We start from the raw sequence: 12,581 nt of genomic DNA, 5'->3' as shown, positions 1-12,581 counted from the left end.
CAGCACGGCATGCGGCGCCGCGAGCTGCCGGCGCCACCAGGCCAGCTGCCGCTCGCCCTCGCCGTCGGCCAGCCACTGGCGCTGCCAGGCCGCGAAGTCGGCGTAGCGGATCTCGGGTGCCGGCAGCGCCGCGTCGCGCCCGTCGAGCGCCGCGGCATACAGCTGCGCCAGCTCGTCCAGCATCAGCTCGACCGACCAGGCATCGCAGACGATGTGGTGCAGCATCAGCAGCAGCTGGTGCTCGCCGGGAGCGGTGCGCAGCAGCGCGCCGCGCAGCAGCGGCCCGCGGCGCAGGTCGAAGGCGCTGCGCGCGACCTGCTGCACCGTCTCGCGGTGGCGCGATGCGCGCGCCGCGTCGTCCAGCGTGGCGAGGTCGATCGACGGGAGGTCGATGTCGACCTTTTCCAGCACCACCTGCTCCAGCACCCCGCCCTCGCCTTCGCGGAAGACGGTGCGCAGGCCCTCGTGGCGCCGCACCAGCGAGCGCAGCGCCTGCTGCAGCGCCGGCACATCCAGCGGCCCGGACAGGCCCAGCCCGCCGCCCACGTGGTACGCGGTGTTGCCCGGCGCCAGCTGCCACAGGAACCACTGGCCCTGCTGCGCGATGGACATCGGCGCCACCGCGCCGGTGGTGCTGCGCGCGATCGCCGTGGACGCTTGCGCCTGGCCGCCGATCGCGGCCGCGAGCGCGGCCAGCGTCGGCGCCTTGAAGAACGCCGCCGGATGCAGCTCGACGCCGTGCGCCTTGCGCACCCGCGCCAGCAGGCGGATCGCCAAGAGCGAATCGCCGCCCAGCTCGAACAGGTTGTCGTCGCGGCCGATCGGCGCGATGCCGATCAGCTCGGTCCACAGCGCCACGAGGCTGTCCTCCAGCGCGCCTTCAGGCGCGGCATACGCGGTCGGCAGCACGGGCCGCGGGTGGCCGCTGCGCGCCGGGGCGGCCGGCAGCTCCCCGATCGCGTCCAGCAGGCCCGTGCCCAGCGCGCCGAGCCGCGCCTGCAGCGGCGTCACCGACACCACCGTCTGCGGCAGGTCCGGCCCGTTGACGATGCGCTCGAAGGCGGCGACGCCGCTGCGCTCGTCCAGGCCCACGCCATCGGGCATGTCGATGTCGAGCGCGATGCCGACGTCGCGCCACGCATCCCAGTTGACCGAGAACAGCGGCGGCCCCTCGGCACGCCGCGACGCGACGGCCAGCGCATCGAGGAAGGCATTGGCACCGGCATAGTCGCTGCGGCCCAGGCCGCCGATCAGGCTCGCGACCGACGAGCACAGCACGACGAAGTCCAGCGGCTCGCCGCGCAGTGCCGCCAGCAACGCCTGCGTGCCCTGGATCTTCGGCGCGAAGGCGGCTTCCACCAGCGCCTTCGTGCGCTGCGCGATCATGCCGCGGCCCGGCTGCACGACCGCGTGCACGACACCCTGCACCGGGCCGAAACGCCGGTGCACCGCCGCGAGTGCGTCGCGCAGCTGGCCCGCGTCGTTGACATCGGCCGCGAGCGTCAGCACCTCGGCTCCGGTCGCTTCCAGCGCGAGCAGCTGCTGCAGCCGGCGGCGCAACACCACCGGCTGGCCTTCATCGCTCGCCAGGCGCTCCCACTCGGCGCGCACAGGCAGCGGCGTGCGCCCCAGCAGCACCAGCTTCGCCTGCCAGGCCGACGCGAGATGGCGCGCCAGCGCCAGCCCGACGCCGCCCAGCCCGCCGGTGACCAGGTAGACGCCACCGCGGCGCAGCCGCTGGCGGACCGGCAGACCGCCCGGCAGCGGCTCGTAGCGCTTGATCCAGCGGTGCGGGCCGCGCCATGCGACCACCGCGTCGTCGCTGCCGACCTCGTCGACCAGGCGCTGCGCCAGCCGGTCCTCGGCCTCGCTCTCGGGTGCCGGCAACTGCACGTCGACGACGCGACATGCGAGCTGTGGCAGCTCCTGGCCCATCACCTTCGCGATGCCGAGCAGCGTCGCCTTGCCGGGCGACAGCGGCTCGAGCCCGGTGACGTCCTCGACCCCGTCGGTGACGACCGTCAGCGCGAGCGGCGCCGGATGCGCCTCCAGCGCCTGCGCCAGTGCGAGCAGGCCCAGGTAACCGGTGTCGAGCGACTCGTTGCCGAGGCTCCACAGGTGCAGCACGCGGGTCAGCGGCGCGTCGGCCTGCAGCGCGCGCAGCAAGGCCTCGATGTCGGCGCGCTCGGCCGGCCGCACGCTGTACTGCTGCGCCGCACCGCGCTCGAAACGCGCCCCCGGTTGCGCAAACGACACGCGTGCGCCGCGCCGCCGCAGCTGGGCCAGCACGCTGGCCGTGATGCTGTCGACCTGGCCCAGCACCAGCACGTGGCCGGGCGCGGCATCGGCCGGCTCGGTCGGTGCCGTGCGCTGCCAGGATGGTGCGTAGAAGATGTCGCCGGCCGACTGGGCGGGCTCGCCGGCCTCGACCCAGTAGCGTTGGCGTTGGAAGGCATAGGTCGGCAGCGGCACGCGCCGCGGTGCAGGACCTTCGCGCCATGCATCCCAATCGATCGCGACCCCGGCCACCCAGGCCGCAGCCACCGTGCCCGCCAGTTGCTGCGCATTGCGCGCCTGCTGCTGCGGATGCGCCTGGCTGGCCCAGATTCCGCGTGCCGCCGCGCTGGCCGGGTGCTGGCGTGCCAGGCCCGACAGCGTGGCACCCGGGCCGACTTCGAGCAAGGCCCGTCCCGGCACCGCGAACACCGCGCGCAGCCCGTCGACGAAGCGCACCGCGCCGCGCAGGTGGCGGCCCCAGTAATGCGGGTCCACCGCCTCTTGCGCGGTGATGGTCCGGCCGGTCGCGTTGGAGATGAACGGCAGCTGCGGCGCCTGCCGCGGCACCGCGGCGATCGTGCGCTCGAGCTCGGCGACGATGGGTTCGACCATCGCCGAATGCGAGGCGATGCCCACGTGCAGCCGGCGCGGCGGGTGGCCGGCGTCGCGCAGCCGCGCCTCCACGCGCTCGATCGCGTCGACCGGCCCGGCCAGCACGCACAGCTGCTCGCCGTTGACCGCCGCGAGGTCGCAGCCGTCGCCCAGCCACGGCGCCAGCTCGGCCTCGGCCAGCGGCACCGACGTCATCGCACCGGCCGGCAGCGATTGCATCAGCCCGCCGCGCACCGCCACGATGTGCAGCGCATCCTCGAGCCGGAACACGCCGGCCAGGCAGGCCGCGACATACTCGCCCAGGCTGTGGCCGATCATCAGCGACGGCGTTGCGCCCAGGCTCATCCACCAGCGCGCCAGCGCGTACTCGATGACGAACAGCGCCGGCTGCGTCAGCTCGATGCGGGCCAGGCGCGCCTGCGCCGCCGCCTCGTCGGCTTCGGCGGGGTACAGGATCTCGCGCAGGTCCAGCCCGAGTTCCGGCACCAGCAGCTCGCAGCAGCGGTCGATCTCGCCGCGAAACAGCGCGCTGCGCCGGTACAGGGCTTCGCCCATGCGCGCGTGCTGGGCGCCGCCGCCCGGGAACAGGAACACCAGCTCGGGCGCCTGGCCGACCGGCGGGCCGGCCGGCTCGGGCGCTTCGAGCATCTGCGCCGCCAGCGCCGGCGCGTTCGCGACCACGGCACTGCGGCGTGCGAACGCTTGCCGCCCGGCTTGCAGCGTGTGCGCGACCTCGGCCAACGCCTGTTCCGGATGCGCCTGCAAGTGGGCCGCCAGGCGCTGCCGCGCCATGCGCAAGGCCGCCTCGTCGCGTGCCGCGAGCGGCAGCACCTGCCAGTCGCCGTCGTCGCGGGCCGGTTCCGCGGCCGGCGCCTCTTCCAGCACCACGTGCACGTTGGTCCCGCCGATGCCGAAGCCGCTGACCCCGGCGCGCCGCGGTGTCGCGCCTTCGGGCCAGGGCCGGGCCTCGGTGTCGACGCGGAACGGGCTGGCCGCGAAATCGATCTGCGGGTTCGGCCGCTCGAAGTTCAGGCTCGGCGGCAGCGTGCGGTGCTTCAGCGCCAGAACGGCCTTGATCAGCCCGGCGATGCCGGCCGCCGCGTCCAGGTGGCCGATGTTGGTCTTGACCGAGCCGAGCGCGCAGAAGCCGCGCCGCGCGGTGCCGGCCCGGAAGGCCTGCGTCAGCGCCGCCACCTCGATCGGGTCGCCGAGCACCGTGCCGGTGCCGTGCGCCTCGACGTAGCCGATGCTGTCGGCCGGCACGTCGGCCACCAGCTGGGCGGCGCGGATCACGTCGGCCTGGCCGCGCACGCCGGGTGCGGTGAAGCCGACCTTGTCCGCGCCGTCGTTGTTGGCGGCCGAGCCCTTGATCACCGCATGCACGGTGTCGCCGTCGCGCAGCGCATCGTCCAGGCGCTTCAGCACCACGAGACCTGCACCGCTGCCGATCAGCGTGCCGGCGGCCTGCGCATCGAAGGCGCGGCAATGGCCGTCCGGCGACAGGATCGCGCCGGCCTGGTGCCGGTAGCCGCCGTCCTGCAGCAGGTTCAGCCACACGCCGCCGGCCAGCGCCATGTCGCAATCGCGGGCCAGCAGCGCCTGGCACGCGGTGTGGACCGCCACCAGCGAGGTCGAGCACGCGGTCTGCAGCGTGACCGCCGGGCCGCGCAGGTTCAGCTTGTAGGCGACGCGGGTGCACAGCGAGCCGGGCGAGTTGCCGCTCATCAGGCTCAGCAGCTCGGCGATCTGCCCGGTGGCCGCATCGCCGAGCGACGGCAGCAGGTGCTGCATCAGGTACAGGTTGGGTCCGTCGCCGGCATACACGCCGACCGGCACGTCGATGCGCTCGGCCGCGTGGCCGGCGTGTTCCAGCGCCTCCCACGCGCATTCGAGGAACAGCCGCTGCTGCGGGTCGAGCTGCTCGGCCTCGCGCGGGGTGTAGCCGAAGAAGCCGGCGTCGAACAGGCCGATGCCGTCGAGTCGCACGCCGGCCTTCACGAACGACGGGTCGTCCAGCGTCGCCTGCGGCACGCCGCGCGCGCGCAACTCGTCGTCACTGAAGCGGGTCACGGACTCGACGCCGTCGCGGATGTTGCGCCAGAAGCTGTCGACGTCGGGCGCGCCGGGGAAGCGGCCGGCCAGGCCGACGATCGCGACCTCGATGCCGGTCGTCTGCAGAGTGAGCATCAGGAAATCCTCTCTGTGGGCCGGCGACGCTGCAGCAGCGCGGCGCGCCGTTGCCGGGCCCGTTCATCGTTGGCATCGGCCGCGGCGGTGTGGGTCGCCGGCCCCTGCGCCAGCCACTGCGCCAGCGCATCGAGCGTCGGGTACTTGAACAGGTCGACCAGCTGCACCGCCGGGTCCAGCCGCTCCTGCAGCAGCCGGTGCGCGCGGACCAGCAGCAGCGAATGGCCGCCGCGGTCGAAGAAGTTGTCGTGCAGGCCGACCTGCTCGACGCCCAGCACCTCGCGCCAGATCGCGGCCAGCGTTTCGGCCACCGCGCCCTGCGGCGCGACGAAGGCCTGGTCGCTGTCGAACACCGGCTCGGGCAGCGCGTGGCGGTCGACCTTGCCGTTCGGCGTCAGTGGCAACGCGTCGAGCACGGCGATCGCACCCGGCACCATGTAGTCCGGCAGCCTCTGCCCCAACTCGCGGCGCAGCGCGGCGGCGTCGATGGGCTGCCCGGCATGCGGCGCGACGCACGCGACCAGGCGCATGCCGGCCGGGCCGGGCCTTGCGAGCACCACCGCATCGCGCACCTGCGGCCGGGCCAGCAGTTGCGCCTCGACCTCGCCGAGTTCGATGCGGAAGCCGCGCACCTTCACCTGGTGGTCAATGCGGCCCAGGTAGTCGAGCTGGCCCTGCGCATTCCAGCGCACCAGGTCGCCGGTGCGGTACAGGCGCCCGCCCTGCGGATCGAAGGGGTCGGCGACGAAGCGCTCGGCCGTCAGCGCCGGGCGCTTCAGGTAGCCGCGCGCCAGGCTCACGCCGCCCAGGTACAGCTCGCCGGGCACGCCGGCCGGCACCGGGTTCAGGTCGGCATCGAGCACGCGCGCCTGCGTGTCGGTGATCGGCCGGCCGATCGGCACCTGGCTGCGGCCGTCGGCGCGGCAGGTCCAGTGCGTCACGTGGATCGTGGTCTCGGTCGGGCCGTAGAGGTTGTACAGCGTGGCCTGCGGCAGGCGCTGCGCGACCTCCTTCTGCACCTCGGCCGGCAAGGCCTCGCCGCCGACGACGACGCGGCGCAGCGGCAGCCGGCCGTCGCCGCCGCGCACCAGCGGCTGCTGCAGGAAGGCCTGCAGCATGCCCGGCACGAAGTTCAGCGTCGTGACGCGCTGCGCCAGGATCAGCCGCGCCAGGCGCGCCGGATCGCGGTGCTCGCCCGGCTCGGCCAGCACCAGCCGCGTGCCGGTGGTCAGCGGCCAGAACATCTCCCAGGCCGAGACGTCGAAGCCGAACGCGGCCTTGTGCAGCACCGCATCGTCCGCATCGAGGCGGTAGGCCTGCTGCATCCAGGCCATGCAGCTCGCGAGCGCCTGGTGCCGCACCGCCGCGCCCTTGGGCTGGCCGGTGGAACCGGAGGTGTAGATCACGTAGGCCAGTTGCTCGCCGTGCACCTCGACCTGCAGGTCGTGCGCGGGCTCGGCGGTGGTGTCCAGCGTGTCCAGCGCGAGCACCGGCACGCCGGCCGCGGGCTGCGCCGCGCCCTGCACCAGCAGCAGCGCGACGCCGCTGTCGGCCGCCATCCAGGCCAGGCGCTCGGCCGGCAGTTCGGTGTCGAGCGGCACGTAGGCGCCGCCGGCCTTCAGGATCGCGAGGATGCCCACCATCATCTCGACCGAGCGGCCGAGCGCGACGCCGACCAGCGTCTCGCGGCGCACGCCCAGCGCAACCAGGCGGTGCGCGAGGCGGTTGGCGCGCTCGTTCAGCTCGGCGCGGCTCAGCACCTGGCCGGCGAAGACCAGCGCCGGCGCTTGCGGCTGCGCGCGCACCTGGTGCTCGAACGACCGGTGCACCGGCAGCCACTCGTCGAAGCGCTGCGCATCGACACCCCAGTCGCGCAACTGCGCATGCTCGCCGGCCGACAGCAGGTCGACGTCGCCGAGCGCCTGCGCCGGCTGCTGCACGATGGCCTGCAGCAGCGCGACGTAGTGCGTCGCCAGGCGCTCGATCGTCGGCGCATCGAACAGCTCGGCGGCGTAGACGAAGGACAACGCCAGCGGGCCGTCGGGGCGCTCGCGCACCTCGAGCGCGAGTTCGAACTGCGCCCCCGCTGGCGGCAGCGGCAAGGCCTCGACCGCGAGCCCGGGCAGCCGCGCCAGCGCCCGCGGGTCTTCGCCGAAGTGGTTGAACATCACCTGGAACAGCGGGCTGTGGCTCAGGCTGCGCTCGGGCTGCAGCGCCTCGACCAGCTGGTCGAACGGCAGGTCGGGATGGGCCTGTGCGCCCAGCGAGGCGTCGCGCGCCTGCGCCACCAGCTGCGCCAGGCTGAGCCGGCCGCCGACGCGGTTGCGCAGCACCAGCGTGTTGACGAACAGGCCGATCAGCGCCTGGGCCTCGGCGCGCTGCCGGTTCGCGAACGGCACGCCGATGCGCACGTCGGCCTGCCCGGTGTAGCGGTGCAACAGCCCCTGCAGGCCGGCCAGCAGCAGCATCGACCGCGTCGCGCCGTGCAGGGGCGCGGCCCGGTCCAGCCCCTGGCACAGTGCGTGCGGCAGCTCGAAGGCGTGGCGCGCGGCGCGGTAGTTCGCCTGCGGGCGGCGCGGGTGGTCGGTGGCCACCGCGAGCACCGGCTCGGCCGCGCCGTCGTGGGCCAGCTGTTCGCGCCACCAGGCCAGCTGGCGTGCGGCCTCGCCGGCCGCCAGCGTCTCGCGCTGCCAGGCGGCGTGGTCGGCGTACTGCACGCGCGGCGGCGGCGCTGCCGACGTGCCGGCGTAGCCGCTCGCGAGTTCGTCGACCAGCAACTGCATCGATGCGCCATCGGACACGATGTGGTGCATCACGACCCACAGATGGTGTTCGCGTTCGGCGACCTGCCGCACGCCCACGCGCCACAGCGGGCCGCGCGTCAGGTCGAAGGGCTGCGCGCCCGGGTCGCCCTGTGCCAGCTGCACCGGCAGCATCGCGTGGATCCGCTGGACCGGCGTGCCGTCGGCGGCCAGCTCGAACGTGGTGCGCAGCGATTCGTGGCGGCGCACCAGCGCATCGAGCGAGGCCTGCAGCGCCTCGGTGTCCAGCACACCGGCCAGGCGCAGCCCCAGGCTCACGTGGTAGRCCGTGCTCGACGGATCGAGCTGCCACAGGAACCACTGGCGCTGCTGCGCATGCGACAGCGGCAGCGGGCCGGCACGGCGCTGTGCATCGAGCACCGGGATCGGCGGCAGGTCGCCCGCCTGCCGCACCCGCTGCGCCTGGTCGGCCAACGTCGGAAAGGCGAACACGTCGGACGGCGCGAACGCGATGCCCCAGCGCTCGCCGATGCGCGCAGCCAGTTGCACCGCGCTCAGCGAGTTGCCGCCGGCGGCGAAGAACGGCGTGTCGCGTCCCGGCGAGACCGCGCGCGGCAGCACCTGTTGCCACAGCCCGGCCAGTGCGGTCTCGATGTCGTCCAGCGGCCCGGCCGCGACCGCCTGCGCCCCTTCGCGCACCGCGAACGCATCCAGCGTGCCGCGCTGCCAGCCTTCACGGCAGGCGCGCCGCTGCAGCTTGCCGCTGGAGGTGCGCGGCAGCGCGCCCGGGTTCAGCAGCAGCGCCACCGACACCGGCTCGCGGCAGACGCCGGCACAGGCGCGGCTCAGCGCCTCGACCAGCGCGTCGACCGAGAGGCGCTTCTGCAGGCCGCGCGACACCTCAAGCGCGACGCCGATGCCTTCGCCGCCGTCGGGCCGCTGCACCGCGAACGCCGCGACGCGCCCGGCCCGCGCGGCCTCGACCTCGGCCTCGATCGCGCGCTCGATGTCCTGCGGGTAGACGTTCTGGCCGCGCACGATGACCAGGTCCTTCAGCCGGCCGGTGACGCTGAGCTCGCTACCCTGCACGAAGCCGAGATCGCCGGTGCGCAGCCAGCGCCGGCCGGCCCGCTCGATGAACGTGGCCTCGCTCTCCTCGCGGCGCTGCCAGTAGCCTTGCGCGATGCTGGCGCCGGCCACGTGGATCTCGCCGACCTGCCCGTCGGGCCGCGGCCGCAGCGTCTGCGGATCGACGATCTCGACCTGGTGCAGCGGCGGCACGCGACCGCAGCTGACGAGCGTGACCGCGTCGTCGGGGTCGTCGCCGCCGGCCGCCTGCGCGAGGCCGTTCGCCAACGCCTGCGCGTCGAACGACGGCGCCCGCATGCCCTGCCCGCGCTTTGCGCCCGAGACGAACAGCGTCGCCTCGGCCAGCCCGTAGCACGGGAACAGCGCCCGCGCATCGAAGTCGGCCGGCGCGAAGCGTTCGACGAAGCCCTGCAGCGTGTCGTGCCGCACCGGCTCGGCACCGGAGAACGCGACGCGCCAGCTCGACAGGTCGAGCGCCGCGACCTGCGTGTCCTTGATGCGATCCAGGCACAACCGGAACGCGAAGTCCGGCGCGCCGCTGATGGTGCCGCGGTGCCGCGCGATCGCCTCCAGCCAGCGCACCGGCCGCTCCAGGAAGAACTGCGGCGCCATCAGCACGGCCGGGATGCCGCGGTGCAGCGGCTGCAGCAGCCCGCCGATCAGGCCCATGTCGTGGTACAGCGGCAGCCAGCTGACGAAGACGTCGTCGGCCCCGACCTCGAAGCCCTGCCCGATAGCCCGCTCGTTGGCCATCAGGTTGCCGTGGCTCACCATCACGCCCTTGGGCGCCGCGGTCGAGCCGGAGGTGTACTGCAGGAAGGCGATGTCGCCGTCATGCGGTGAATGCGCGCGCCACAGGTCGGCGCCGCTGCTGCTTTCCGATCCGTCCAGCACCATCGTCGCGCAGCCCGGGATGGCGTCACCGACCCGCGACAGTGCCGCGGGCGTGGCGAGCAGGCCCTGCGGCTGCGCATCCTGCGCGATGCCGACGAGCCGCGCCAGGTGCTGCGGCCGCGCCGATTCGGGCGGGAACACCGGCACCGCGATCAGCCCGGCGTACAGGCAGGCGAAGAACGCGACGACGTAGCGGTCGTCGTTGCCCAGCAACAGCAGCACGCGCTCGCCGGGCGCGAAGCGGCGCTGCAGCCGTGCCGCCAGCGCGCGCACGCGCAGGTCCAGCTCGGCATAGGCGATCGGCGTGTCGCGCGCGCGGCCGTCGTCGCCGGCCGTGACGATGACCAGCGCGGTGTCGTGCGATCGCGTGTCGGCCAGCCGGCGCAGGTGCAGGACGAAGTTGCGCGGTGAGGAGGTGTCCATCATTGTCAGTCCTTGTGGCCGTGCGGCTCGGCCATCGCGACGACCACCTTGCGCGGGCCCTTGAACGGCGCGCGCGCATGCGCGGCCAGCATGTTGTCCAGCATCAGCACGTCGCCCGCCTGCCAGCGGAACGTCACGGTCTCGGCGGCCAGCACCGCGCGCACCTCGTCGAGCAGCGCATCGGGCATCGGCGAGCCGTCGGCGAAGCAGGTGGTGCGCGGCAGGTGTTCGGCGCCCAGCAGGTCCTCCAGCGATTCGCGCACGTCGGCCGGCAGGTTGGACGCATGGAACAGGTGCGCCTGGTTGAACCACACCGTCTCGCCGGTGCGCGGGTGCACCGCGGTGGCCTGGCACAGCTGCGTGGTGCGCAGGCCGCCGTCGGCCTTCCATTCGAACGAGATGCCCTGGCGTGCGCAATAGGCCTCGACCGCGGCGCGGTCGGTCGTGTTGAAGACCTGCTGCCACGGCAGGTCGAACTCGCCGTAGTTGCGCACGTACAGCACGCCGGGTTCGAAGCGGCGGCGGATCGCTTCGGGCATGCGGCGGTGGATGGCGCGGCTGTCGGCGATCGGCGTCTCGCCGCCTTCGGGTGCCGCGGTGACGCAGTGGAACCAGATCTTCATCGGCCACTCGCGGGTGTAGGCCTGCTCGTTGTGCAGCGGGATGTGCTGGTCGGCCGGGTACTCGGTGGAGGTGTAGACGCCGCCACCGACCGCGCTGCGCGGCGTGGAGCCGAACTCGTAGCCCAGCAGCGGGTGGCCGAAGGATGCGGCGAAGCCGCGGAAGGCCTCGACCGACGGCACGTCGAAGCCACGCAGCAGCACGCCGCCGACGGTCGCGAGCAGCCCATCGATGTCGGCGCGCAGCCGCGGGAAGGCGTCCACCAAGGATTCACCCGGACGCGACGGCGTCAGCAGCACCGGCAGGGTCGGCTTCATGCGAAGGCCTCCGATCGCAGCGCCTGCATCTCGCGCAGCAGCGCGGCCAGCAGCAGCGGCTCGCTCTGGCGGATGAAGAAATGTCCGCCGTCCAGCCAGGTCAGCGAGAACAGCGTGCGCGCCTCGCGCCGCCACGCGGCGATGCGCGGCGCGGCGATCTCGTCCTGGCGGCCGCCGAAGGCATGCAGCGGCATCGTCAACGGTGGGCGTGGCGCGTCGGGCACGCTGGCGCAGACGCGGTAGTCGGCGCGCAGCGCGTCCAGCGTGATGCGCAGCATCTCGGGGCTCTCGAACACCTCGTCGGGCGTGCCGCCCTGGCGGCGCAGGTCGGCGACCAGTTGCGCATCGCTGTCCTTGTGCGCGAAGCGCAGCGGGTCACGCTGTGTCGGCGCCGGGCAGCCGGAGACGAACAGGGCCGCCGGCAATGCGCGCTGCAGCGCGTGCAGCCGGTGCGCGAGGCCCCAGGCCAGCAGCCCGCCCATGCTGTGGCCGAACAGCATGRAGCGGCCGGTGAACGAGGCGGCGTGCTCGTCGCACAGGCGATCGACCAGGGCCTCGAAGTCTTCGACGACCGGTTCGCCCAGCCGCATGCCGCGCCCCGGCAGCTCGATCGGGAGCACCTGCACCCACTCGGGCAGCAGGCGCCGCCAGCGCAGGTACATGACGGCACTGGCGCCGGCACAGGGCAGGCACAGCAGCGTGACGCGCGCCGCCTGCATCAGTTTGCCGTCGGCGTGGCCGCCTGCGCGTCCATCCAGCGGCGCAGCGATTGCGGGCGCATGTCGGTCCAGGCCGCGTCGACCCAGGCCAGCACGGTCTTCTTGTCGCCGCTGACGCCGGGCACCGCGGTCCAGCCTTGCGGCACGGCCTTCCAGTGCGGCCAGAGCGAGTACTGGTCTTCGTGGTTGACGAGGACGACGAAGGTTTCGTCCTCGCGGTCAAAGCAGCTGGTGGACATGGCGTGGCCCGTGCGGTGGATGAAGGGTGTGCGCATTCGTGCGCCCTGCCTTTCATGACGAGCCAGCTCGGAGTTTGTTCAGCCCCCAGTCGCTATCGCTCCTGTCCCCAAGGGGCGCCACGTCAGGGGCCTGGCAAAGCCAGTTCCCCGGCGCGTTGCTTGATGTGCGCTTCGCTGCGCTTGCTCCGAACCCGGATTGGCATCCGGGCTAMCAATTCCCGTAGCCCGGATGCCAATCCGGGTTGTTCGCACGACACCGCCAGTTCGGCAAAGGCGCGTGCGGGCAGGCTGGGGCGCGCCAATCAGGATGGAGCGCCGGAGCTGGCTGCTTTCAAGGCCCGCGTGCGCCAGCACGCTTCGTGAAACTGACTTGTCGCCGACTGTTTGACCACAGCGAGCGCAGCGAGCGGCGGGAGTTTCGGCGACGGGCCTTGAAAGCAG

General features: G+C 73.4%; 5 protein-coding genes. All 5 read right to left on the bottom strand.

Annotated elements, in window-relative coordinates; translation table 11 throughout:
* Window positions 1-5,076 (bottom strand): SDR family NAD(P)-dependent oxidoreductase (locus AC1DYN_RS29030; protein WP_477965645.1); only part of this gene is annotated, 5,076 nt, incomplete at its 3' end.
* A complete protein-coding gene (locus AC1DYN_RS29025; protein ID WP_477965643.1) occupies window positions 5,076-10,244 on the bottom strand; it encodes an amino acid adenylation domain-containing protein in 5,169 nt (1,722 codons plus the stop codon). The genes AC1DYN_RS29030 and AC1DYN_RS29025, both read right to left, overlap by 1 nt.
* A gap of 5 nt (window positions 10,245-10,249) precedes the next feature.
* Complete coding sequence (locus AC1DYN_RS29020) at window positions 10,250-11,182, bottom strand: TauD/TfdA family dioxygenase (protein ID WP_477965641.1); 933 nt, start codon at window positions 11,180-11,182, stop codon at window positions 10,250-10,252.
* Entirely contained in the window at window positions 11,179-11,901 is a 723-nt protein-coding gene (locus tag AC1DYN_RS29015; protein ID WP_477965639.1) for a thioesterase II family protein, read from the bottom strand. Before AC1DYN_RS29015 ends, AC1DYN_RS29020 begins: the two co-directional genes overlap by 4 nt.
* Window positions 11,901-12,140, bottom strand: coding sequence for an MbtH family protein (locus AC1DYN_RS29010; protein WP_477965637.1), 240 nt, complete (start codon window positions 12,138-12,140; stop codon window positions 11,901-11,903). Before AC1DYN_RS29010 ends, AC1DYN_RS29015 begins: the two co-directional genes overlap by 1 nt.
* Window positions 12,141-12,581: the final 441 nt, after the last annotated feature.

It is taken from the genome of Rhizobacter sp. P2_D12 (assembly GCF_056404395.1).
This window is presented reverse-complemented; position numbering and strand designations above follow the sequence as displayed.

What these genes read in the sequence shown, in the direction of transcription:
- AC1DYN_RS29010 (WP_477965637.1), bottom strand. Translation starts at nt 12,140, where the DNA reads ATGTCCACCAGCTGCTTTGACCGCGAGGACGAAACCTTCGTCGTCCTC.
- AC1DYN_RS29020 (WP_477965641.1), bottom strand. Translation starts at nt 11,182, where the DNA reads ATGAAGCCGACCCTGCCGGTGCTGCTGACGCCGTCGCGTCCGGGTGAA.